The following is a 23,471-nucleotide window of genomic DNA, read 5'->3' as shown; positions in this document are numbered from 1 at the left end:
GAGTACCATCCTATTTCAGCATCAGCATTGCCGCCGCGCAGCAAGGATATCAATATTATATCTATCCTGAAATAAAATAATATGAAAATCCCGCTCAGTGCCAGGGGCAAAGATTTATAAAGAACCCGTTTCCAGAAACCGAAATCAAATTCAAATGAAAATACCGAAATTCTGGCGTAAACAAGGTAAATACCTATTATCAATGTTATCAAATAACAGATTGAAATTACCGATACCAGATATACCAGGCCAAATCCCTTGAACAGAACAACCAGCCCAAACACGCTTATTAGCAACTTATTAATAATTTTTATCAATGATTCATATCCCATCTTTTCAAAAGCAATTAACATAGATATAATACAGCCAGAGAATATGTGTATCACTTCAGCCCCGTTTGCTATACTTAGAGCAACAACAAGCATTCTGTCTACCGATGCAAGCGCAATGAAGCAACATCGCAATAGTTTTGATTTTATTCTCAACACTATTCCAGCTGCACACGATCTTGTGCCCTACCTTGATTTACTTACGCTGGATGGCACCATGTGCTTAGTCGGCATTCCTCCACAACCACATCCAGCATTTCATGCTCATAGCTTGATTGCTGGGCGTAAAAGCTTGGCAGGATCATTAATTGGTGGTATTGAACAAACGCAGGAGATGCTTAATTTTTGCGCAGAACATGGCATAACCGCTGATGTAGAAGTGGTGCCCCCACACATGGTGAATGATGCTTTTGAAAAAGTAGTTAATAAAGATGTGCGCTATCGCTTTGTTCTTGATATGAAAAAAATTTAAAGTATTGTGTATCTGATTCAAAACAAACTAAACTCAACAATAAAGAGTTATGTACCAATAATAAATGGAGAAATACTATGCAAAACATAAACCACGTCTCGTTAGCACAATTAAAGAAAAACTGGGCCTGGTATTTTGCACTCGGCGTCACACTCAACATCATAGGAACCTTAGCCATTATTTTTGCGTTTGTGAGTACTATATTTTCGGTAATCTATTTGGGAACCAGTCTTGTAATATTAGGCTTTTTTGAAGGCATTCAATCGGTTAAACTACACCAGCTCAGCAGATTCTTTCTCCATTTAATGTTGAGCATACTCTGCATCACCGTGGGACTGTATGTTATTTTTTACCCGGCTGCCAATGCGATTAGCCTTACCCTATTATTAGCAATATTCTTTATAATCTCTGGAATTTTAAAAATCGTGTTTCCACTCGCAACCAAAGTGCCCCATGCTGGCTGGCTTGCGCTCAACGGTGCTTTTACCTTATTGCTTGGCATATTAATCTTCCAACAATGGCCAGAATCAGGCTTATGGGTACTTGGTATGTTTGTAGGTATTGATATGCTCTTTACTGGATGGAATTGGATTATACTTTCGCTTGCCGCAAAAAACCTAAAAATCGAAAACGTACACTAAACAATCATTGCGGAGAAATAATGAAAACAAAACAGTTCCTTTTTTCATGTGCCATGGGCATAGGTTTGCTCATATCTCAAAACACTCTTGGCACAACTCCCAATACCATAACAGGAATAGTTTCAGATCCTGACAACGTAATAGCAAGTCCCACGGGTCTTGCTATTACGTCAGATGGTTTAACGGCCTATGTAATAAGTTACTGCAGTAGCCGCATTAGCATTATTGATATCTCAACAAATACGGTGACGGGTATTGTTTCAGATCCTGGAACAACATTATCCAGACCGCATGCAATTGCTATAACGCCCAACAATGCAACTGCTTATGTGGTCAATTCAGGAAATAATACCGTGAGCATTCTTGATATTGCAACCAATACCATCACCGGCACTGTTATAGATGGGACGTTTTGTAATCCGATAGATGTAGCAATTACCCCTGATGGCACAACAGCCTATGTCGTTAATAACACCAATAACAGCGTCAGTAAAATTAACGTTGCAACCAATCTCGTTACGCAAACAATAACATCTGAGCATCTTAACCTACCCATCGATGTGGCAATCTCTCCCGATGGCACCTACGCATATATCGCTAATAATGGAAGCTCTACCGTTGCTATTCTTGATATTGCAAGCGATACCATAACAGGACTCATTTCTAATATATATGGATCTGAAATCATTAAGGATGTTATCTTCACGCATAATGGAGCCCAAGCCTACGTCTCTATCAACAGTATCAATAGTGTTTATGTTGTTCTAGAAAACACAGCCGTCACAGGCATGTCTATCACACAGCCTATCGATATGACTCTCACACCAGATAATAGCACCGCATACGTTATACAAAGCGGCAATGTTATCAGTGTTGTTGATGCTACAATAAATGCCGTCACTGGCATTGTTGCTGATCCACTCAACACGCTGAATAGACCTCAGGCTCTTGCTATTACTCCTGATGGTTCGATAGGCTATATCGCCAATGAATGTGGCAACACCGTGAGCATAATGTTTATTAAAGATCCACCAGTTACCATACACCCGCCGATTGCTATCAAAGGCTGCAAAACAAAAAATGTTTTCCTTACTCAAACAGATACTATTAACATGCTGACATGGCGCGCACCAACACAAGGTGCAGCACCAATTGTCTACACTATATATCGCAATGCTGGACTCACCAACTTCGTTGCAAGCGTTCCTGCAACGGGACCCTTGCACTATGCTGATCACAATCGAAACCCTGCCATAACCTACAGTTATTACCTTGTGTCTGTCGATCAACATAACAATGTTTCAAGCCCTAGCAGTGTTACCGTAACCTCATCATGCAAATAAAAAATTGGTTATCGATTTAATTAAAAATCAACTCTCCATGATGACCATACGGTAACGCTACGCTTATTGCCAACAACTTTTGGCCGTGTATCAAAACCGTAAGACAAAGCAGTAGTGATTGAATGAGTCATTTCATTGATGTTAAAACTACATCGATAAAGACCGTAGAAACTGTTGCGGATATAGTTTGCTTTCTCCTTGGCACCAAGAAGAAATGGGCAAACATGCGCATCAAAAAAGAATGAAGGGTTATAACCAACTTCCATGTTATGACGGGTTCGTGTGGCATGAAAAGCAAAAAACAAATCAACCAAATTTCCAAGACCATAGTTAAAACTTTCTAGACAATTGACTGGCGCTTGCCTAGGAAAAAAATGTACACAACGGGCGGCACAACGCACAGTGTTACCTCTATTACTTGAATAAATAAATGAACCATCTATTTGGCCACCCAGTCCATAATGCCCAAACCCAAACTGAACATGTTCTAAACTCGTATCTTTATGTGTCGGAAATCCTACGAGTCCTGAAAACGTAAGGCGCACGTTGTCTGATATCCTTGGACTATAGCCACCAGAAAAAAGAAGATCATCTGTTTGTGTACGACCAAAATGTACGCCAGCATTATTTGAAGCAACACGACCTACTGCTGCATCTACCCGTAGAAAAAAAGTTTCAGGCGCATAAACAAGGGTGAACAAGCCACCGCCAGCCCTATGTTTGTCGCCGTTGTATTTTTCGCGAAATATACCAAATAACGTTGCAGTAGCTAGTGAAGGCTCAGAAATAGTGCCGGCAACAATTCGTCTTGATGTTTGCGCTACACGCAAGTTATAGACAATAGATATGCTGCCGTGTGCGGGTAAAGCTACCAAAAAACCAATAAGATATTTACGCATATTTTTGCCATTCACTTATTATTATTTCTAATTTTTTTATGAAGAGTAATACGTTCCAGAACTTAAAAGCAAGAACTTTAACCTGCTGGTTACAGCTTGATCGTACCAAATTTGCACTCGTATAATTTTTGGATATGCTCTGCAAAGAACATATCCAAAAAATATTAATCTCAGGAAAATTGATGAAGCTGAAAAATCTTACAATCATCGCGTGTATCGTATCATCACTCTTCTTCATAGAAATTTTCCCGACACGCCTACAACGCCACGAACCAAATCAAATTAAAAAGGGACACCTCGCGTTACCAAGTTCACAACAAACAGGCCCTCTCTTTGCCTTTGGCCAAAACATCATTGATAAAGGTGACCTTCAGGGTTTTATATCAGCTAATTCTACAATAGGAAACTCAAAAAATTTCACCACGGTAAGCCCAAGTTTATTGTACGGTATTACCAATCAGTTATCGTTATTATTTGAACTGCCAATAGCTGCCAGATTCAAACTGTGCAATAACAAGTCATCTGGATTAGGCGATATGTTTCTCCAACTAGAATATGCTGTTTACGATGCCGACACCATAACCTACTCAAATCAAATTACTCTTGTTACTGCTATAACATTGCCAACCGGAAAGGCTTTCGCATCACCGCCAACGGGCGTTGGATCGCCAAGTTTTTTTATTGGTGCAACCGCAAGTCATATGGGTACTGATTGGTACGTATTTACTTCCCAGGGTGGCATCATAACCACTGAGCGCAACAACGCGAAGTTTGGCAATTCTTTCCTCTATCAATTTGGTATCTCCAAAACTATTGGCGATAAATCAGGTTGGATTTTTGCAGCAATGTTGGAATGGTTTGGCACGTATTCACAGCGTGCCAAAATTAAAGAGAGAATCGATCGTAATTCAGGTGGCAATATATTTTCTGTGGGCCCATCACTCTGGGCATCATCTGAACGATTTGTTGCGCAAGCAGGTATTGCCTTTGTCTCCACCCAAAATCTATTTGGCCGCCAACCCGCAAACCGCTTGATCCCGGCTATAAACATTGGCTGGAAGTTCTGATTCTAGGAAACCATTATTCAGATTTTTTTTCTTCTAATGCACCAGGCTCATGTTGCGCCGGTGCATACACCGTAAACAATTTGAGTTCGTCAGACCCAACATTTTTAAAATTATGTTCAGCACCTGCAGGAACAAAAACCAAATGCCCTGCGTATACATCAGACGATTCACCGTTAATTATTGATTGCCCATGCCCTTTAATAAATACCAAAGTTTGATCAACCTTATGACGCTCCATCCCAATTTCGCCATCTACAGGAACACTCATGAGAACAACCTGGCTGTGCTTGCCAGTGACAAGCTCTCTTCTAAAAAAAGTATTTTGTTGTGCTAGCTCAAAAATATTTTTATTAAATGTCATCGCACTATCCTCTCCAAAATTTTTATGGGCATCATGACGTAAACGTAGCAGATGCATTCCAATACATATTACTAACCCGCAAGCTAATACCAAACTCAAAATCGTAGTAATTTTCATCGTGGCCTCAAAAGTTATTTTCTGGTAAATATTCCTTATTGTGTATAACGCTATCATAAGGGCTTGGTCAAATTCAACTTTTGTACTTTTTGTGTATTAGCAAGCAGAAGCACCCAGGAATTTTAAGCCCATTATGCCAAGCACTATCAATAAAATAGAAATAATTCTCAGCACACTTACTGGTTCAGAAAAACAAATAACACCAAAAATAACGGTGCCGAGTATGCCAATGCCAGTCCACACTGCATAAGCAGTGCCCAAAGGAATTGTCCTGAGAGCCAAACCTAAAAGCCAAACACTCAATAAAGCGCCGACAATAGTCACGACAGAAGGAACAAGTTTGGTAAAACCTTCGGAATATTTTAATCCAACCGCCCAAACAACTTCCATTATTCCTGCCAAGAGAAGATATAGCCATGCCATGATTAAAGTACTTTCATTATGAGTGCATTAAAAATTTTATAAAAGAGTAACAGAGCAACGTAATCATCTCAACAAAAAAGGGCAAGCCCGTGCTCACCCTTTTTATTTTTTGAATCTGACTTCAGCCTCTTAATAACGAGCTCTGTCAGGCATCTTAGCAAATTCTTTCCAAACCTCTACGGCTTCATCACGCAACGCTTCTGTTGCCTTAATTTTACGTTGTTCAGATGGCAAACTAACTTCTTTGTAGATATCGACATCTTGAAAATCACCGTATTCCAATGCATCCTCAACACGAGCAGCATAAAAAATATGGTCAAGGTGTGCCCAATATGCTGCTGACAAACACATAGGGCATGATTCTGCACTGGTATACAATACATAACCTTTTAAATGAGGCGAACCAACTTTTCTGCATGCTTCTCTTATTGCTTGCATTTCAGCATGCCAGGTAGGATCGTTATTCTTTATAACTTGGTTATATCCTTCGCCGACTATTTCATCATCCTTGGTAACAACTGCTCCAAAAACACCGCCCGTTTTTTTTATAATCGAAGCTTCTTTACTTAACTCAATCGCTCGTCGCATAAACACTGGATTATAAGCATTAAACATTTTAAAATCCTTTCAAATAGTGACACACTTTTTATTAACATATTACACAGATTAGAAGATTACTTTGGGTAGTTATCAACACGTAATGATTGAACTTTAACCATAATCATAGACATACCAATAAACGGTAGTATGTCTTATTTTTAAAAGAATGTCCGGGGTACCTCTTTAGTTCCCCCGGGTTCTATATGCACGGTTTCTTTGTCGGATGTAATTACAATGATGCGGTGATTAATCTTATTAGTTAGATTCTAAAAGCAAAGCTCTAATGGCTGGGTCTTTAGCCACATCGAGCGCTGAATGACCTTCTTTAGTTCTTAAGCTACGGTCAATCCCTGGCTGCTGCAATAAAAGTTCTACAATATCTTTATGCCCATACTCAGCAGCATTAATAAGTGCTGATTCACCATATTTATTGATTGCATTAATATAGGAGCCTGCTTTAAGCAAGGCGCGAACAGCAACGCTATCACCCTTGTATGATGCCTTAATCAACGATGGGCACTGATAGCTATCCACTGCATTAGGATTAGATCCAAGTTCAAGGAGTACCTCAACAACGTTGCCATGAGCATTAAGCACCGCCAACATCATTGGTATACGCTCATGCTCGTCACGCGCATCAACATCAGCCCCCGCTTTAATTGCTGCTTTGACCGCAGCCACATCGCCCTTTGAAGCCGCATCAAAAAGCTGAGCATTAAGAGTTACCTTATCAACCTTAATTACGTGATTTTTTTTCTCACTTTGTACAGAAACTGCATACACAAAAGCTATACTTACTATTGCTACTGAAAATGTTATATAAACAATTTTTTTCATATACACCCTTTCTCAAGATTGCTCTAAAACTCTTCCTGAAAAATTGTATATGACTATGGGTCACCATCGCAATGAAAATGAAATGTCATTAAAAATACTACAATCCCTCAAAGCTTGAGCGAAGTAGAAAATCATGGATTAGCGCAGACTACAAAAAAATAATAACTAAATTACCGTAACACCTTGAGCCGTAATCCTAATACGAGTACCATCTAATTTGGTGAATTCAAACCTAGTAAAGCCACTTTTTTTGCGGGAGCAAAGATTTTGCAAATAACCAATTGCCACTTCCTCACCTAACAAGTTGCCATCATGCCCATCCGCACGATAATGAATACCTGTCCAATTACGGCCGAAGCTAATATTGACAACCAGCTTATCCAACTCCGACCCGATGGTCATATCATCGGCACCTTCGTCTTTGTTTAAGAGCACCAACGCCACTGGGTCTTGAGAGTCAGCCTTAACCGGCTTAATAACAGTATTGATTTTTTTTTGATCATTAAACAGAGCCTTAACTACTGTAGTACATGCTCCCGACACTATCGCATGCCCAGAAGGATATGAAGGATGCGCTGGCGCTCCGCCAGGATATACTTGACCAAGCAAATAGGTTTGCGCTTGTTCTAGCGATAACGAATTTTGCGGTAATGTTGCCTGTAAAGCATTGTGTTCTTTGACCCACTCAAGCAATAATCCATCAAAAAGTAAACCATCTAAGTGGTACGGATTAGTATCAGTAATTTTTGCTTGATGCACTAAGCCAGCCATTGCTTCGGGACGTAAACGCAACTCCTTCCATTTATATATCCATACTGTTTTTTGTGCTTGCATAGCAACTTCATCTATCAAGGATTTCATTGTATCGAACACTTTTTTCTGCCGCTTCATTGATTGAGCTAATGGCGCCTTATGATGCAACAAACACGTCACTGCTTTTTGAAAAAAACCACCTACATCATGCGTACGAACAATAATACCCAGATCTCTACCATTAATAGGATAACGCAGTGTAGTATTATCAACATCATGAGCAGCGTATTGTTGCGGAATTAAACCATTTTGAATAGCCACAAAATCATCCCAGCTTACCCCAAATTCACGAGTGCTTGCAGTAGGAATATGTTGCTTTTTGCCGATCTTATCCTGAGGAGATTCATACGTATCTAACAACAAAAATTGTGAAACATAAGGTCCAACTAAATTACCAGGAAATACATCACGAAATAACACTGATGGTGTCACCTTACCATCATCGCGCGGTCCACGATACGCGTTACCTATATTTTGTAATATGCCTGCAGCTTTTTTGGTAACAGAATTTCCCTTACCATCATCATCAGTTTTTACTCCAGAACCGTAATCATCAAAAGACACATCGCGGCACAATGCCATCAAATACACTTCTATTAATTCTGCTGCTGCTTGAGGACTAGCAATAAGCGGGGATTGCCATAGTCCAAACTTTTTCGTATCAACATCTTGCGCGAATGCCCCTTGTGGATTCATAAAACCATCTTCAACACCCGGTGCATATTCAATAGCTTTCAAAGCTTTCTTGTCACGTTTTTTTAAAGCTTCCAAAAATTTTTGATAAGAATTTCTTCCACGAGGTACCAAAAGTCCGGTACGAACATCATGCCCAAGAGTCTTTGTGAACAAAACGGCATAATCAGGCATACTTTCAACTTGAGACGCATCAACAGGCTCAATTTGCACTACATATAAAACAACTACCAAAAAAATACTTATTTTTTTTAAACTCATCGTAATCTCCATAATTAAACAAACAACTAATCTGTTAAAAAAATCTACATAATATCAACATTCGCCATCAACAATAATTAAATACCCTTAGACTTGAATTGATCAGGCCTATTTAGACAAGATTGCTCGCATTGAAGAAAACAGATACCAAGTACGCGGAGAACATCAATTTAATTTTAGAACTAGAAAAAAAGCCTTTGCACTCTTTGATAAACAAAATTTTGAGGAGCAAAAACGTATAATGGTTAATCTTGTAGTCTCGAACGGCTCATATGAAAATGAAACACTCGATTTACAAGCAAAACTGATATTAAAGGTAAAAAACTAACCTAAAAAATAATATCATTCAGATTAGACGATATACATCATAACGAACTAACCAAGAGTAATACTCAATGAAGCACTTATTTGCCCAAAAAAGTTAATCGTCCTAACTGCGTACGTAGCCGTTTTTTTATTATACGCGCAATCCACATACTTAAGTTTTTCAGATGATGAAACAAACGCTATTTGCTTACCATTACGATACACATAATAACCCGTCACGCACAATCCAGGACTTGCCGTCCATGAGATTTTATGCACATAATTGGTTTGCGTAAGATATTTATCGCACACCAAACAACCAGCAATACTTGCTGGTGGCAATGCCATCGGAGTAAGAACAAAATTTAACGTTGTCGTTTGATTTGATATAACATCAACCGTAGCACTTTGAGTCACAAAGTTCCTCTTAGCCGCCATGACGGTATAAGTACCGGGCGCAAGAGTTGCAACAGTATAAACTCCATTACTATCGGTTACATCAAACCCAACAATAACTTGGCCGTCAAGCACCAATACAAGCGCTCCACTAACAGGATTACCTGCACATGCATCAGTTATTATTCCGGTGACAGTGCCTGGAGAAGAATTAAGAGCAAAATTTGCAGTTGTTTGTTGTTGCATCTGTTACAGTACCAGATAATGATCCTGGATTAGACGCGAGAGCAAAATTGACAACCGTTGTGGTATTAGAATTTACCGTTGCTGTCTTGGTTTGAATCTGATAATTGCTTGCTGTTGCAATGACGGTATAATCTCCTGGCGTGAGATCATCAACCTGGTAATTACCGTTTGCATCGGTGATAACCGACACAAGAAACTCTGGGCCATCAAAAATACCTATCGTTACTCCTGCAATTGGGTCTGTTGTAGTAGCATCTGTTACCGTGCCAGAGATTGAGCCAAAAACACCAGATAGTACAAAATCAACTACAGTACTGTTGTTAGCAGTAACGGTAGCTCCAGTTGATGCAGTGCCAAAATTTGTTGCGCCAGCAACAACAATATAATCACCTGCTGCAAGACCAGTAATTGAATAATTACCATTCTCATCTGTTAAAGCTGATGCAATAAAAGTGTGATTCTGGAAAACTTCAACGACAGATCCGGCAATTCCTGCGCCATTTGCTGCGTTGGTCACCAATCCTGTAATTGAGCCAGGGTTAGAATTTAAAGCAATGTCTACCGTTGTTGTTGCACTCGCTACAACAATTGCTCCTACCGCTTTTGATTGATAATCCGCTGCACTTGCAACCACTGTATAGCTTCCTGGTGCAAGATCAGCAAATGTATAGTTACCACTACCATCAGTATCGGCAAAATTCACAAGAATGGTGCCATCAAAAACTTGGACAACTGCTCCGACTATAGGATTAGTAGATACTGAATCTGTTATAGTACCTGCGATAGATCCTGGTGTTGTTGCTAATGCAAAGTCTACCACCGTGATTGCGCTTACTTGTACATTGGCCCCCTCAACGTGCGACTCAAAGCCTGCAGCCGTAGCGAGCACTACATAATTACCGGGAGCTAAGTTTGGTACTGAATAGCCACCGCTGCCATTTGTGGTTGCTTGTCCAATGAGCGTATTATCCTGAAAAACCTCAATCGTAGCGCCTGCAATAGGCAACGTTGTTATAGCATTTGTCACGGTACCAGAAATTGTACCTCCATTGGGCACTAATGCAATATCAACGATGGTTACTTGACCATTTCTTGGGTTAACCCCTACTGATTGAGTTTGATAGCCTGGCGCACTTATTATTAATGTATAAACGCTTGGCTCTATACCCGATAAAGAGTAAGTCCCATCACCAATTGTTGTAGTGGAATATCGAACTTGATTTCCCCTAAAGGCTTCAACAAGAGCTCCTGAGATTGGCAAACCTGTGACAGAATCTGTGACAGTGCCAGCTATTATTGCTGCAGCACTTGCATAGTGAGGCGCCAAGCAAACACAAAAAAATAACATGATATAATAAAAAATCTTTTTCATATTTTTATCCTAGACAACAGAACCTAAAATGTTACACCTAGTGCACCACCAAGCAAAAAACCACCAGCGCCAACTTTTTGATTATATGTTGAATGTTTTGCTACAAATTTTTGCAACTGATAATCACCAAAAAGTGAAACCCTTAAACATCTATAATGTTTTGATGCGCCAAGCTTAACAACGCCGCCAATATGACTCGTGTTGTTTGACCGATGACAATTGATTGTTTCTTTGAGCCAGGTATAGCATAACCCCGCTCCAGTATATACCTCCCAATCATTGTCTAGATGATAAAGAAACTTTAAACCTATGCTTAAAGGCACGATATCAAGTTTAGCTTTATTTTTTAGAGGAATAGACTTGCCTGATGCATGCACATAAGAAAGATTGGACCATGCCGCAAGACAATCTTTTATAGCGCACGATGCTTCAATTTGACATGATGGGCTTGCTGTACCATAGATCTGACGAAACAACTTGGCGTGAGGAAATAGAGCGGCAGCTCGCACATCAAACTCGACACATTCAATTCTTAAGACACACAATAAAAAAATAAAAATAATACATTTTCTTGTTAACAACAGCTACTCCTTCATTTTTAAATATAGTGACATTCAGATCTCACCATAACTAGATTTGCTGAGTCAAGAAAAATAGTGTCGCACATTTGTGTATAACGTTGCTGCTCTCTTAATCATTGATTCACTACAAAAAGATAATCCTTCTAAAAAAGAGGCTATAGAACCTAAACAAATATCTTTTTATAGACAAGCATTGACCCATAAGCATAAGATAATTTTTGTTGTAATAATTTTTGTGATGATTCCTTTTTAGTGAGGAGAGAGAATGAGTATTGTATCTTTGATGGCCTTGATTTCATGCTGTTGCTGGGCTCAGTTGAGTCTTAGTTTTGAACACATTGAACAAAAAATGGCTACACCTCAAGCGAATAATCAAGAAAATGAAAATAGTATTGATATAACTACATTGATCCCAATTTTTAAAACCATTGTACTCATATCCGATCAAATAGATTTGCAAGAGCATCTTACCGATTTGTGTAAGCGCGCTCAGTCTTCAAATGAAAAAATTTCTTATAATCATCTCGCTGATTGCATTGAGCAAGCATGCATAGCACTTGAAAACAATCGTGAAAAAATAGGCGACACTCAATACGCACATTTATCAGCCGAACTTGAAGACGCTGTAAACGGTCTTTCCATTGACGAACACATGAGAAGTCGTGATACAAAAAAACTGAAAAAACTTATTGTTCAATGCAAGTTAAAGGTTCTGGGTAATGCCACGTTTGCCAAAGATGTAACCATTGATGGAACGTTAACTACCGGTAATGTAACGGTTGGTAATTGCGCTTCAAAAACAGGCGACCTTACCGTTGGTAACAATATCGATGTATGCGGTTGCATCACGAGCAATGCTAACAATAATCTTTGTATTGACGCTAATGAAATAGTGTATGGAGATTTAACCATTACTGGTTCTCTTACGGTAGCTTCTGGTGGCGGCGGCTTTGTAACGAGTAATGCAACATCATGTATTAATCCTGAAGGATATAATGCCTTAGCGCGATTTGATGGAGCATCTACCACGGCTCTTACAAAATCGGCATTGAGAGGAGACAATGTGAGTGGCATTCAATCAACCTCTCCATTACTAGCTCAAGATTGCACTATAACCAATCTTAATTTGGCATTAATACCTAAAGGAACTGGTGCTTTAGTTGCATCGATTCCAGATGGGTCCTCGGGAGGCAATGGTCGAGGCGTTAAATCAGTCGATTTGCAAATGTCTCGCGTTGGAAACGTCGATGTTGCATCTGGCGATTATGCTGTAATAAGCGGCGGCCAAGACAATATGGCCACTGGCACCCAATCAACAGTAAGCGGCGGCTGGTCTAATATAACCTACGGTGATTTATCAGTAATTGGCGGCGGCAAAAGCAATATCGCTGGGCTCGCTGCTCCCTATTTTCATCAAGCTGCGACGGTTAGTGGCGGCGAAGCAAATTTTGCGTCTGGTGATTATTCAACAATTGGTGGTGGAAAAAGTAATAGTGCCGGCGATGCTTATGCAACCGTTGGCGGCGGCGAATCTAATAATGCCCATGTTCACCACGCAACAATTGGAGGTGGCAAATCAAATAATGCTGGCCATTTTTATGCAACGGTTGGTGGCGGCATCTCAAATAGCGCAGTGGACCCTTATGCAACCATAGGTGGCGGTATCTCTAATACAGCTGCCCAAACTGGTGTAACCATTGGTGGTGGCGAGTCAAATTCCGCTAGCGGTGCCGATGCAACGATTGGTGGAGGACATAATAATCAAGCTACTGGAGATTTCTCAACGGTTGCTGGCGGCGGTAGCAGTACACCAGCATTGGGCAATTGGTCTTCAGGCTCACGCGCAGCAATTGGTGGCGGCCAAGGGAATCTTGCATCTGGTGATTCTGCCGTAATAAGTGGCGGAGATTCTAATAATGCTTTGAATGATTATTCGGTAATTGCTGGAGGTCAAAATAATAGAACTACAGCCCACCATTCAACGATTGGGGGCGGTTCGGGAAATATAGCTCAAGGCGTAAATTCAACAGTTGCTGGTGGTGCAAGTAATAACATATCGGGAGTAGGTGAATCTGCCGTGATAAGTGGCGGACTCTCCAATAGCGTTACCGCTACGGTTTCAGTAGTAAGCGGAGGCAGCTCAAATACCATTCATGCTCATCACGCAGCAATAGGTGGCGGAGAACTAAATATCTCTTTTGGCCATTGGTCTACCATACCTGGCGGAATCAACAATAGAGCGGACGGCGATCAAAGTTTTGCAGCTGGTAGTAATGCAGAAGCACGTCATCAAGGTGCATTTGTTTGGGCTGATTCTACAGGAGGCACCCTTACAAGTGATAATGCTGATCAACTTAAGGTTCGCGCTTCAGGCGGCACTATAATATATTCGGACGCTATCCTATCAGCAGGTGTAACATTAGCTGCAGGTGCAAGTGCTTGGGCGGCAGTGAGTGATCGCAACCGTAAAGAAAATTTTGTGGAAGTTGATGGCGTAGATATTTTGAACAAACTTATGACTATTCCTATAGAAAGTTGGAACTATAAAGCACAAGATGCTTCAATCCATCACATAGGACCTATGGCTCAAGATTTTAATCCTACCTTTGGCTTTACTGAAACCCCACTCGCTATTTCTACTCTTGATATGAATGGCGTTGCCCTTGCTGCTATTCAGGGATTATATAAAAAAGTAAGTGAATACGGAGAAAGAATTAATCAACTAGAAGAGATTATTCGAGACCTAAGAGCCAACATGACCGCTACGAACTAAACAAAAAAAATATCATAGTGCAGTGATTCATATTCACTGCACTATGATCTATCGAATCGAAATAACTATTTCAGAACTTCTTCTTTCTAAAATATAAAACTAATTAACGTAACAAGAATATTATTTGCCTAGATTGACTCTATTTTTCTGTTAAAATTATAAAAAATGAAACCAGAATATAGGGATTAACTCACTATGAAATCTCATAACGCTATTCACCCTGACCTTATTGCAGCCCAAGAACTCGTCTACGAGTCATGTGGATTTATTTGTAAGAACATAGTGCAAAAAACAGAAAGCCAAGAGTATGGCGCCTGCACTTTTGAAATGAACAACAACATCATCAAATTCCGTGTGGCAAAAATCACCCCAACAAAAATTGGACAGTTTGTTACCTTGTGGAAGCGCATTGGAACGGGCCCGATCATGCCTTATGATATGGCAGACTCCGTAGACCTATTTGTAGTGAGTGTGCGCAACGCTGAGCATTTTGGTCAATTTGTTTTTCCAAAATCTGTGTTGTGGCAAAAAGGATTTGTATCAAAAGATGAAATAGGTGGCAAACGGGCCATGCGCGTTTATCCGCCATGGGATATAACCGACAGCCCACAAGCTAAAAAGACTCAATCGTGGCAGCTCTTATATTTTGTTGAGATTCAACCAAGCATGGATATAGAAAAAATTAGAAAGCTATTCAGCTAAAGACGGCGAAGCCAGACGTAGCTAGCTCTACGAGTAATACGACCGCGTCCGACATAGCGAGAAAAATCTAGCAAAGACTTGCAAAGCCAGCCGTAGTTTGCCGAGGCTGAAGCCCCGGATAAACGTAGACTGGTGTGCCTTAATGGAATATCAATTCCATTCATGATACTATTAAAATCATACATATTTGCGATTTATAAAGAATAGACTTAACGATAATTATTAGGAGAAATGAAATAATGATTAATTTACCAAAGTGTCCAAAATGTAGTTCAGAGTATACTTATGAAGATGATGAGATGTTGATTTGTCCAGAATGTGCTCATGAGTGGAGCGTAGAAGTAGAAAGTGACAACGCTGAAGATAAAAAGATTGTCAAAGATGCGAATGGAAATATCTTGAATGATGGTGACTCTGTAGCGCTCATCAAAGATCTTAAAATAAAAGGGAGTTCATCGGTCGTAAAAGCTGGTACAAAAGTAAAAAACAAACGGTTGGTCGATGAAGATCATAATATTGATTGCAAAATTGATGGATTTGGGAAGATGGGTTTGAAATCTGAGTTTGTCAAAAAGATATAGTAGAGGGTTGTTTTTTAAAATGAAGAATGTTTTTTAATTGGCCTGCTAGTCCAGCCTACGCTTATCCGTCTTCGCTTTTAGCTACGTCGAAACTCTGGGCTACGACTGACGCAGTCGGAGTATTGGTGCACTTTATGTGCACTATTTTGGTAACTTCTTCATAGAAGATATCAGTTTATTTGCCATCAAACAAATGCTATTTGTTTAAACTACACTAAAAGTGACCCGATGACTATCACTCCAGGCGGGGTTTTTCACACTGAAACAATTAGAAGCATTCTTCAAATTATCAAGCCAAAACTTAAATATCACCCGATTCGCATTAAAATTATCAACTTGTCACTTACTAACAGAGGGCTGTTGCGGAGCAGAAATAAGCCTTTATACTTAGTAGTAGATTTGATTATTTTTATAACTATTTTCATTTTGGAGGTCAAATATGACTATCAAGAAAACAACTCTAGGTTTTATGGCTGCCGCACTTCTTATTGGTGCAAACGTATACCAAGCATCAGACATTACTGTAAGGCCATATAATAAAATAACTGATGAAAAAGCTGTAAGAACCCTTATAGAAAAGAATATTAACATACTCTTGGATAACATATCCAAAACTGCTTCAAATAATGATGTATTAACAGAAATCAATATTATGAAACTAAAAAGTGACATATTCTCTGAACTAAAGAGAGTACTCGCTCAATATCAAATGTATATATATAGCCAGGCCTTAGTACTTGAATCAGACATGGGCATTCAAGGATTTCTAAATCTTTGTACCGTAAAACAATACAGAGACATGACACACCATGAAACATCTCTTTGGCTAATTGCCCTTGAAGGGAAATACATGAATCATGCATCATTTCAAGAGATCTTCGATAAAGTTATGCTATTTAAAAAAGATATGATTGAATTACAGGGTAACGAAAAACTCGTTTTAACCCATATGGCACTGACGCATGAAGAAGAATGTAACGCTATGCTTGAACAGATGAATTTTAACTTTATCTCATCTACGACAAGCACTTATACTGACTTTTTTAGAAACAATCAATATGAGCTCATTTTACAATAATTAAGAAGCAATAATAGAATAGGAAAAAGCGGCTGGAGAAATTCAGCCGCTTTTTTTAATAAAATTTATATAAATAGAATGCATTAAAAGAGATGGCGAAGCCAGACGAAGCTAGCTCTACGAGCAAAGCGAGAAGAACCTAGCGAAGACTGGTGTGCCCTGTCGGACTATTTCGGTAACTTCTGTATAGAGGATATCAGTTTATTTGCCATCAAACAAATGTTCTTTGCTTGCTAATTAACCCATCACTGAACCGGTGCACAATAATACTTTATTTTGGGTTACCATATGCATGCTTATACTTACCATATGCATAGCAGCCGGCCACCAAGACGCTATAAGATGTCGCACTTACAGGGCCAGCAAAATACGCCGAAGAAGTTAATCCTCCCAAAATACCTCCCGCTCGATAGACATAGCCCCTGAAATGGTCAGACTCATCATCATCACCACCAATACTTTTAGCCAAGGGAGCACCAATCAAATCACATGCTAGGTATGTACCTATTGGTCCCATTGTTATCCCTACTACTCCATCAACTAGCTTATTACCGGTAGAGCTGAACGTTGGACGACCATTAAAAGAAAACTTTTTCGTTACAGAAGAATTATTGGCCATATTACGCAATGCGGCCTTGCATTGCAAAGCTGTCTGAGTAAATTTGTTCATTGCTTGAATAGTATGCATGGATCCCAAAAAGACTAGGATTATTAAGAATTGTTTTTTCATAAATTTTCTCTATTGATAATAGCACACTGTTTGCAATAAATAATTTATTGTATGCTTAGGTTTAAAATAGCTATATGATTGAGGGCACGCTTTTTATATCATGTGAATGTAGTCCCATTGGCTTCTTTAATAAATGAAAAAAACGTATGGTTATAATTTCATACGCTTTTTCTTTCGATTTGTATCGCCACTTAAGGATATTCTACAGCTTTGCTTTAAGATTCTTTTGTTCTTCAAGTTCTTTAGCTATAGCTTTTGCCAACGTAGCAGCTTCTTCAATTACTATCTTATCGCATGTTAACGAATCTAAAGAGTTTAGTTTTTTTGCATATTCCTCTTCAGTCACTTTCTGCATTTCATTTGCATAAGATTGCTCAAATGACTGCAAAGACGTTGTATAAGATTTCAAGATGCGTCTTACACGATGAGCCATAAGCTCATTACTAGCATCAACGAATTCCCAATAAAATTTTGCTCCTGTATTTCGATTAACATGATTCATTAAAAAGGGCTTTACCCAAGAAGGATTGAGTTTTTTAAAAGCTTTTGGAATGTCTAAAGTTCCATTCTTCAGTTTTGATTCATTCGAACTCATTTCATCCAAAAATTTTTTATAATCATCAGGCAATCCCTGCTTAAGGCTAAGGGTTGCAATTACAACTTTGTGCGCCTTTACTCTATAAGCCGATGAACTTAACTTACTGTCTTCTTGCTGTTCTTTCACAGAAGGTTGTGCTGCAAAAGAAGCATTTGTAATGAATAGAATTGCCGACAATAAAATCATTTTTTTCATAAATACTCCAATAATTTTAAAAATTGTGAACAGCTAAAATGTATCTTTGGCCTATTTCGGTGAACTTTCAGATTAATAGTAACACTATTTTCGCTCTTAGTCAGCTGGTTTTTGTTTAATTCGAGATAGGTTACGCTAATTAAAACATTAACTCACCAAATTTAGCGCACAAGGTAGCTCCATATGCCAGGCAATCAATTTACGCCCGAAGAAATTAAAAGATTAGCTGATTTTATATTGCTACTTTCTAAAGTTGACAAAAGAAACAAGGAATTGAAAAAATTAAGGATGAAAGTCGTATACCTGCTTCAAAAATTCCTCAAATCACAACCATGCTTTAAATCAATAAACATGCTAAAATAAAGGGAAAAAGTAATTTCTTTTAAAGAAGTGATGAAAAATGAACGACCCACAATTGCTCAGCGAACTATCAAGCATTGTTAACCAAATAAAACGTGAACATGATGAAGCGGCTTTTGAGTTTCAAGTAGATACTTTATTAGAAAAATATGAAATATGCCCTCCTTTACAGCGTGCTTGTCAGTCCCTTGCGCTCACTAAAGATGCTGATAAACGAATGCTCTCTGGCCTTGAGGAAAAAGCACAGAATGAAATTCGCCAGATATACGAATCAATTCTGCATCACTGCAATTACAATGATATACCCTTAAGTAAAAGATTGATAGAAGACTACGAGAGAAAAATAACAGTTAATGGTATTGAGCATGCCTTACCAATCGCGAGAAATCTTACGTTACATTGCTTCCTAAGCGTAAGAGATATAATACAATTTTTACTGCAAAAAAACGTCTTATTGATGCTTATACAAAAGGGAGCTGCAAAACAACATATTGAATTTATCAGTCACCTGGCAAAGTTGAATGATAAGGGCGATATAATTGAATGTAACTTTTCACCATCTTACGATCAATGGATACAAAAAAAAGAGGACATCAGAGAAAATGTTGCATGGTATTGCCATGATCAATTGATGTACTTAAAAAAAACAAAAAGAAAGCTTAACCCTGAATTTCCCTTTAACAATAGTAAAAATTCTACGCTCTTAACCATGCAAAATACCATGTTAAGTGTTGGGCAATCAGTTGATCTATCAGAGTACAGACCTTTAGTAGTTCGTCTTTATGAATATACCAAACAAGACCTTCTAAATCCTCTACGGGATCAGTTTGAAACTCTTGATATTTATTATGATGGCGATACGGGGATAATGACACTCAATACATATCCATTGGAGTTTGATCCTGAAAGCATTGAGGGGAAATTACTTTATGCGCTTACTCCTGGAGGTATTCTATGTAATGGGCCAATGCCTCTTGACGAAATTGGTGCCGAGATATTTGATAACCCAAAAATGATAAAGCGCGACAAAGATAAAATTTATAAAGCTCAAGGGCGTATCAATACTAAAATAGAAGAGATAACTAATAAGAAAAGCGTTGTATTCAGTGACTCAAAAGGCAATATGCTCAGAAATCCTGAGTACAATTATCAAAATTGAACCTTCAATCGTTCTGACTTTTTCCAACCTCTATCGTTCCTTACGCCCGGCGTACGCCGTGAGCTTTGCTACTCATACCTTTCGTTAGACTTTGTTCTGTAATGATAAAAACAATAACGAAAAGAGAAAGTATGCAGAACAAAGTAACTGAAATTCAAATAATTCCCGTTAAGCCAAAAGATGGCCTGGTTGGCTTTGCAAGTTTTGTGTTTGATCGTTCATTTTATTGCGCATCTATTGGCATATATACGCGGCCGCAAGGAGGATTCAGACTCACCTACCCCACTCGCAAGACATTAAATGGCGCCATGCCCATTTTCCATCCTATCAACAAAGATGTCGCTAACCTTATCGAACAAGCAATCATTAGACAATTTGAGCGATTACATGACAACGAATAATAAGCTTAAAACTGTAATCACCTTTGATAGTGAAACGAATAACAAAATAGAATCAATGAACAATCAAGCATTGCAAGCTGATCATCAGCCTCTTGTTGCCCTGTTTGCATTATTGCTCGAGTGGGATATTAAAGATGTACAAGAAAAAGAACGAAAAAGTAAAAGCCTTTCGACGCCATCACAATACGCGAATCATTAAACATAAACGTCCATATTCTACAGAAGAAATATCTGAACTATTAGGCGTCCATTCTCAAACAGTAGGCACCTGGTACAAGTCCGGCCTCAAGAAAATGGATCTCAAGCAACCATATGAAGTTTGGGGGCAAGATTTAATCGATTTTCTCAACGATAAAAACAAGAAACGAAAACATACATGTGCACCTAATGAACTGTTTTGCTGTAAGTGCCAGCAACCTCGCAAATCAAAAAACAATATCGCCTGTATTAAGGCTGATAATTGCCGGGTAAATATAGTTGGCAAATGCGAGCTATGTGGCACCAAAATTAATAAGACAATATCGCCGCAGAAAATAGACGAATACAAAAAAATCTTCACTATACAAGCGGTGCATGACAAAGATTTATTAGAGTGTGACAACACCTGCGCTATCACTAATACTAACGGGGAGACTGAACGTGGTTAAATTTAATGCTGAAAATGAACGAACAAAACGATGCTATTTTGAATGGGAAAAAGAGGCTAATGGAAAGAGCATATCTACCATTGATAACATGCGCAATGCCATATACCTCTTTGAAAAGTTTACGAAATTCAAAAGCTTCAAACAGATCACCAAAGAGGATATTATCGCATTCAAAAAGCATCTCACCCAAAAACTCAATCTGAGGACTCAAGAACCAATAAGCAAAACCTACTTGCTTCATACTTCAAATTATCTCATCAACTTGTTCAAATGGCTTTATGGGCAAAAAGGATATAAGCAAAAGATTAACATTGCCGATATCGCATATTTTAATCTATCAGATAAAGACATACAGACCGCCCGCTCTCCCATATCCAAAAGATATCCCACACTTGAGCAATTGGAACATGTGATCAAAAATATGCCAGCCGAGACAGATGTTCAAAAGCGAAATCGTGCCGTGATAGCTCTTTTAACTTTAACTGGTGCCAGAGTCACAGCAGTGGCATCACTGAAGATCAAGCATGTAAATTTGGAAGCTGAACGTATCGATCAACACCCACAAGAAGTTAAAACGAAGTACAGCAAAAAAATTATCACCTTCTTTTTCCCTGTTGGAGATATTTTTAAAACCATTTTCATTGAGTGGGTACATTTTTTGAAACATGAAAAGTTATCTGGCAACAACGCTTCCTTATTCCCTAGCACCAAATTGTCGCTTGATGAAAACAGTCAATTTAGCAGACAAAAGCTTGACGCTGTTGCATGGCAAACAACTGCCTGTATCAGAACCATTGTTAAAGAAGCATTTGAAGCAGCAGGACTTGATTATTACAACCCTCACTCATTTCGAAATACCATTGTGAACCTTGGATATCAAGTTTGTAAAACAGCCGAAGACTCAAAAGCCTGGAGCCAGAACTTAGGGCATAGCAGCCTATTAACAACATTTACGAGCTATGGTCATATCGAAGAGTACAGTCAAGGTGCAATCATCAAAAGACTCGGAAAAAGTGATGACGATAAGCCAATTACAATGAGGGATATGCAAAAATTACTTGCACAAAACAATACCAACATAACCAGATAAAAACTGAAAAAAGCCTTTATTTGTGCTAAAATATTAGAGTTAGATAAAATCTCATATCATCATAATTAAAGAATCGTACATCCAATGAATAATGCCATTATCTACGCCCGAGTATCATCAAAAGACCAAGAATCTGAAGGGTTCTCCATCCCAGCCCAGTTAAAACTATTACATGAGTATGCGTCTAAGAATAATTATCGAGTTGTGGCAGAATTTATAGACCTAGAAACTGCAAAGAAAATGGGGCGTACACATTTCAACCAAATGTTAAACCTCATTAAGAATGATCAATCCATAAAACACATTCTTGTCGAAAAAACTGATCGGCTTACACGCAACATGGCTGACCATGCTTTGATTGACCAACTCATCACCCAAACAGACATCACCTTTCACCTTGTAAAAGAGAATACAACACTCAGCCGTGACTCTCGATCAAATGAAAAATTCATCTTTGACATCAAAGCATTAATGGCTAAAAACTATGTTGACAACCTTTCAGAAGAAGTAAAAAAGGGCATGACCGAAAAAGCTGCTCAAGGGATCTATCCATCAACTGCACCCTACGGTTATCTTAATGTGCGTGAGAATGGAAAAAGCATAATCAAAATTGACCCACAGACAGTTCCTTTTGTTAAGAGGATGTTTGAACTATATGCTACTGGATCATATTCATTATTGAAGCTTAAAAGACAACTGCTGGCGGATGGAATGGTCTATAGAAATGGCAAGAATTTTTATACCAGCAATGTAGAAACAATACTCAAGAATGAGTTTTATACGGGAGTGTTTTTCTGGAAAAAAAAGAAGTATGAAAATGCATCACATGAGCCACTAATAAGCCGGGAGTTATTTCAGCGCGTTCAAGATGTTCTTATTAACCCATTCAAGAGCAAATGTAGAAAAGGCATGTTTCATTATACCAATCTCATCAAATGTGGCATATGTGGATGTGCATTAACGGCCGAATTAAAAAAAGGAAAGTACATCTACTATCACTGCACAGGATTCAAAGGCAACTGTAAACAAGCTTATATCCGCCAAGAAGAGATAGAAAACACTTTTCACGAGCTATTGGAAAATATTTATGTGCCAGAGGATGTCCAACAGATCATATTAAGTGGCGTGCGTGAAAGCTTTAAGGATAAGATTGAATATCACAACAATCTCGTGCTCCAACTAGAAAAACAGATTAAGGTGCTACAAAACCGGATCGATCAAGCTTATTTGGATAAATTAGATCAGAAGATAGGTGAAGAGTTTTGGCGCAGTAACACTAATCAATGGATCAACGAAAAGGAACAACTCTTTATTAAACTGTTGGCAACCCAAAAAGCTGACTCCCATTATCTGGAAAATGCCAATCTTATTCTAGAACTGGCCAAAAATGCGGCTGAGAT

General features: G+C 38.7%; 25 protein-coding genes. 13 read left to right on the top strand and 12 right to left on the bottom strand.

Annotation, left to right across the window (positions count from 1 at the left end; genetic code table 11):
* Positions 1–386: oligosaccharide flippase family protein (locus tag NTX86_05470; GenBank protein ID MCX5922744.1), on the bottom strand; the 386-nt coding region annotated here is incomplete at its 3' end.
* Here NTX86_05470 and NTX86_05465 point away from each other — a divergent pair.
* From NTX86_05465 to NTX86_05455, 3 genes are all read left to right on the top strand, one after another.
* Positions 376–801 carry a hypothetical protein gene (locus tag NTX86_05465; GenBank protein ID MCX5922743.1) on the top strand — a complete coding sequence of 142 codons (426 nt, stop codon included), beginning with the start codon at positions 376–378 and terminating at the stop codon, positions 799–801. The genes NTX86_05470 and NTX86_05465 overlap by 11 nt on opposite strands.
* 77 nt (positions 802–878) lie before the next feature.
* Positions 879–1,442, top strand: a complete 564-nt coding sequence (locus NTX86_05460; protein MCX5922742.1) for an HdeD family acid-resistance protein — start codon at positions 879–881, stop codon at positions 1,440–1,442.
* Positions 1,443–1,462: 20 nt separating this feature from the next.
* Positions 1,463–2,785, top strand: coding sequence for a YncE family protein (locus NTX86_05455; GenBank protein MCX5922741.1), 1,323 nt, complete (start codon positions 1,463–1,465; stop codon positions 2,783–2,785).
* Positions 2,786–2,805: 20 nt separating this feature from the next.
* Here the strand turns inward: NTX86_05455 and NTX86_05450 are convergent, their stop codons facing one another.
* Positions 2,806–3,684 (bottom strand): hypothetical protein, encoded by an 879-nt coding sequence (locus NTX86_05450; protein MCX5922740.1) that lies wholly within the window; start codon positions 3,682–3,684, stop codon positions 2,806–2,808.
* Between the two features lie 182 nt (positions 3,685–3,866).
* Between NTX86_05450 and NTX86_05445 the strand changes: the two genes are divergently transcribed.
* The gene (locus tag NTX86_05445) at positions 3,867–4,751 is read left to right on the top strand and encodes a hypothetical protein (protein ID MCX5922739.1); all 885 of its coding nucleotides are present in this window, start codon (positions 3,867–3,869) and stop codon (positions 4,749–4,751) included.
* Positions 4,752–4,764: 13 nt separating this feature from the next.
* Here the strand turns inward: NTX86_05445 and NTX86_05440 are convergent, their stop codons facing one another.
* The 8 genes from NTX86_05440 to NTX86_05405 form a co-directional block, all read right to left on the bottom strand.
* Positions 4,765–5,112, bottom strand: coding sequence for a cupin domain-containing protein (locus NTX86_05440; protein MCX5922738.1), 348 nt, complete (start codon positions 5,110–5,112; stop codon positions 4,765–4,767).
* Between the two features lie 213 nt (positions 5,113–5,325).
* Positions 5,326–5,652, bottom strand: coding sequence for a multidrug efflux SMR transporter (locus NTX86_05435; protein ID MCX5922737.1), 327 nt, complete (start codon positions 5,650–5,652; stop codon positions 5,326–5,328).
* Positions 5,653–5,781: 129 nt separating this feature from the next.
* The gene (locus NTX86_05430; protein ID MCX5922736.1) at positions 5,782–6,267 is read right to left on the bottom strand and encodes a nucleoside deaminase; all 486 of its coding nucleotides are present in this window, start codon (positions 6,265–6,267) and stop codon (positions 5,782–5,784) included.
* A gap of 240 nt (positions 6,268–6,507) precedes the next feature.
* Positions 6,508–7,089 carry an ankyrin repeat domain-containing protein gene (locus tag NTX86_05425; protein ID MCX5922735.1) on the bottom strand — a complete coding sequence of 194 codons (582 nt, stop codon included), beginning with the start codon at positions 7,087–7,089 and terminating at the stop codon, positions 6,508–6,510.
* 165 nt (positions 7,090–7,254) lie between these two features.
* Entirely contained in the window at positions 7,255–8,856 is a 1,602-nt protein-coding gene (locus tag NTX86_05420; protein MCX5922734.1) for a hypothetical protein, read from the bottom strand.
* A gap of 375 nt (positions 8,857–9,231) precedes the next feature.
* On the bottom strand, positions 9,232–9,804 hold the full coding sequence (locus NTX86_05415) for a carboxypeptidase-like regulatory domain-containing protein (protein ID MCX5922733.1): 573 nt from the start codon (positions 9,802–9,804) through the stop codon (positions 9,232–9,234).
* A complete protein-coding gene (locus tag NTX86_05410) occupies positions 9,770–11,176 on the bottom strand; it encodes a carboxypeptidase regulatory-like domain-containing protein (GenBank protein ID MCX5922732.1) in 1,407 nt (468 codons plus the stop codon). Before NTX86_05410 ends, NTX86_05415 begins: the two co-directional genes overlap by 35 nt.
* Before the next feature lie 23 nt (positions 11,177–11,199).
* On the bottom strand, positions 11,200–11,757 hold the full coding sequence (locus tag NTX86_05405; protein ID MCX5922731.1) for a hypothetical protein: 558 nt from the start codon (positions 11,755–11,757) through the stop codon (positions 11,200–11,202).
* A 265-nt stretch (positions 11,758–12,022) separates the two neighbouring features.
* Between NTX86_05405 and NTX86_05400 the strand changes: the two genes are divergently transcribed.
* From NTX86_05400 to NTX86_05385, 4 genes are all read left to right on the top strand, one after another.
* Positions 12,023–14,530 (top strand): tail fiber domain-containing protein, encoded by a 2,508-nt coding sequence (locus tag NTX86_05400; protein MCX5922730.1) that lies wholly within the window; start codon positions 12,023–12,025, stop codon positions 14,528–14,530.
* Positions 14,531–14,725: 195 nt separating this feature from the next.
* Positions 14,726–15,232: a MepB family protein gene (locus NTX86_05395; GenBank protein ID MCX5922729.1), complete on the top strand. Its 507-nt coding sequence runs from the start codon at positions 14,726–14,728 to the stop codon at positions 15,230–15,232.
* A 239-nt stretch (positions 15,233–15,471) separates the two neighbouring features.
* Positions 15,472–15,813, top strand: coding sequence for a zinc ribbon domain-containing protein YjdM (locus tag NTX86_05390; GenBank protein MCX5922728.1), 342 nt, complete (start codon positions 15,472–15,474; stop codon positions 15,811–15,813).
* Positions 15,814–16,252: 439 nt separating this feature from the next.
* Positions 16,253–16,891 (top strand): hypothetical protein, encoded by a 639-nt coding sequence (locus tag NTX86_05385; GenBank protein MCX5922727.1) that lies wholly within the window; start codon positions 16,253–16,255, stop codon positions 16,889–16,891.
* Between the two features lie 271 nt (positions 16,892–17,162).
* On the opposite strand, the gene NTX86_05380 is transcribed toward NTX86_05385, so the two are convergent.
* Both NTX86_05380 and NTX86_05375 read right to left on the bottom strand, forming a co-directional pair.
* Complete coding sequence (locus tag NTX86_05380; GenBank protein ID MCX5922726.1) at positions 17,163–17,621, bottom strand: hypothetical protein; 459 nt, start codon at positions 17,619–17,621, stop codon at positions 17,163–17,165.
* A 202-nt stretch (positions 17,622–17,823) separates the two neighbouring features.
* Entirely contained in the window at positions 17,824–18,414 is a 591-nt protein-coding gene (locus NTX86_05375; GenBank protein MCX5922725.1) for a hypothetical protein, read from the bottom strand.
* Between the two features lie 400 nt (positions 18,415–18,814).
* Here NTX86_05375 and NTX86_05370 point away from each other — a divergent pair, with 400 nt between their 5' ends.
* From NTX86_05370 to NTX86_05350, 5 genes are all read left to right on the top strand, one after another.
* Positions 18,815–19,933, top strand: coding sequence for a hypothetical protein (locus NTX86_05370; GenBank protein MCX5922724.1), 1,119 nt, complete (start codon positions 18,815–18,817; stop codon positions 19,931–19,933).
* Between the two features lie 131 nt (positions 19,934–20,064).
* Positions 20,065–20,334: a septation protein SpoVG family protein gene (locus NTX86_05365; GenBank protein MCX5922723.1), complete on the top strand. Its 270-nt coding sequence runs from the start codon at positions 20,065–20,067 to the stop codon at positions 20,332–20,334.
* A complete protein-coding gene (locus tag NTX86_05360) occupies positions 20,321–20,533 on the top strand; it encodes a hypothetical protein (GenBank protein ID MCX5922722.1) in 213 nt (70 codons plus the stop codon). The genes NTX86_05365 and NTX86_05360 overlap by 14 nt, the downstream gene beginning before the upstream one ends.
* Positions 20,469–20,981, top strand: a complete 513-nt coding sequence (locus NTX86_05355; protein ID MCX5922721.1) for a hypothetical protein — start codon at positions 20,469–20,471, stop codon at positions 20,979–20,981. Before NTX86_05360 ends, NTX86_05355 begins: the two co-directional genes overlap by 65 nt.
* Positions 20,974–22,071 carry a tyrosine-type recombinase/integrase gene (locus tag NTX86_05350; protein MCX5922720.1) on the top strand — a complete coding sequence of 366 codons (1,098 nt, stop codon included), beginning with the start codon at positions 20,974–20,976 and terminating at the stop codon, positions 22,069–22,071. The genes NTX86_05355 and NTX86_05350 overlap by 8 nt, the downstream gene beginning before the upstream one ends.
* The last annotated feature ends 1,400 nt before the right edge of the window (positions 22,072–23,471 follow it).

Source organism: Candidatus Dependentiae bacterium, from assembly GCA_026389015.1.
Taxonomy (GTDB): Bacteria; Babelota; Babeliae; order Babelales; family Vermiphilaceae; genus JAPLIR01.
The sequence above is the reverse complement of the archived record's forward strand: the minus strand, read 5'-3'. Positions and strand labels throughout refer to the sequence as shown.

Excerpts from the sequence above, each read along its gene's own strand:
- NTX86_05400 (MCX5922730.1), top strand. The coding sequence starts at position 12,023 with ATGAGTATTGTATCTTTGATGGCCTTGATTTCATGCTGTTGCTGGGCT.
- NTX86_05440 (MCX5922738.1), bottom strand. The coding sequence starts at position 5,112 with ATGACATTTAATAAAAATATTTTTGAGCTAGCACAACAAAATACTTTT.
- NTX86_05455 (MCX5922741.1), top strand. The coding sequence starts at position 1,463 with ATGAAAACAAAACAGTTCCTTTTTTCATGTGCCATGGGCATAGGTTTG.
- NTX86_05420 (MCX5922734.1), bottom strand. The coding sequence starts at position 8,856 with ATGAGTTTAAAAAAAATAAGTATTTTTTTGGTAGTTGTTTTATATGTA.
- NTX86_05365 (MCX5922723.1), top strand. The coding sequence starts at position 20,065 with ATGCAGAACAAAGTAACTGAAATTCAAATAATTCCCGTTAAGCCAAAA.
- NTX86_05390 (MCX5922728.1), top strand. The coding sequence starts at position 15,472 with ATGATTAATTTACCAAAGTGTCCAAAATGTAGTTCAGAGTATACTTAT.
- NTX86_05465 (MCX5922743.1), top strand. The coding sequence starts at position 376 with ATGTGTATCACTTCAGCCCCGTTTGCTATACTTAGAGCAACAACAAGC.
- NTX86_05450 (MCX5922740.1), bottom strand. The coding sequence starts at position 3,684 with ATGCGTAAATATCTTATTGGTTTTTTGGTAGCTTTACCCGCACACGGC.
- NTX86_05445 (MCX5922739.1), top strand. The coding sequence starts at position 3,867 with ATGAAGCTGAAAAATCTTACAATCATCGCGTGTATCGTATCATCACTC.
- NTX86_05395 (MCX5922729.1), top strand. The coding sequence starts at position 14,726 with ATGAAATCTCATAACGCTATTCACCCTGACCTTATTGCAGCCCAAGAA.
- NTX86_05375 (MCX5922725.1), bottom strand. The coding sequence starts at position 18,414 with ATGAAAAAAATGATTTTATTGTCGGCAATTCTATTCATTACAAATGCT.
- NTX86_05385 (MCX5922727.1), top strand. The coding sequence starts at position 16,253 with ATGACTATCAAGAAAACAACTCTAGGTTTTATGGCTGCCGCACTTCTT.
- NTX86_05435 (MCX5922737.1), bottom strand. The coding sequence starts at position 5,652 with ATGGCATGGCTATATCTTCTCTTGGCAGGAATAATGGAAGTTGTTTGG.
- NTX86_05360 (MCX5922722.1), top strand. The coding sequence starts at position 20,321 with ATGACAACGAATAATAAGCTTAAAACTGTAATCACCTTTGATAGTGAA.
- NTX86_05415 (MCX5922733.1), bottom strand. The coding sequence starts at position 9,804 with ATGCAACAACAAACAACTGCAAATTTTGCTCTTAATTCTTCTCCAGGC.
- NTX86_05380 (MCX5922726.1), bottom strand. The coding sequence starts at position 17,621 with ATGAAAAAACAATTCTTAATAATCCTAGTCTTTTTGGGATCCATGCAT.
- NTX86_05430 (MCX5922736.1), bottom strand. The coding sequence starts at position 6,267 with ATGTTTAATGCTTATAATCCAGTGTTTATGCGACGAGCGATTGAGTTA.
- NTX86_05460 (MCX5922742.1), top strand. The coding sequence starts at position 879 with ATGCAAAACATAAACCACGTCTCGTTAGCACAATTAAAGAAAAACTGG.
- NTX86_05410 (MCX5922732.1), bottom strand. The coding sequence starts at position 11,176 with ATGAAAAAGATTTTTTATTATATCATGTTATTTTTTTGTGTTTGCTTG.
- NTX86_05355 (MCX5922721.1), top strand. The coding sequence starts at position 20,469 with ATGTACAAGAAAAAGAACGAAAAAGTAAAAGCCTTTCGACGCCATCAC.
- NTX86_05425 (MCX5922735.1), bottom strand. The coding sequence starts at position 7,089 with ATGAAAAAAATTGTTTATATAACATTTTCAGTAGCAATAGTAAGTATA.
- NTX86_05370 (MCX5922724.1), top strand. The coding sequence starts at position 18,815 with ATGAACGACCCACAATTGCTCAGCGAACTATCAAGCATTGTTAACCAA.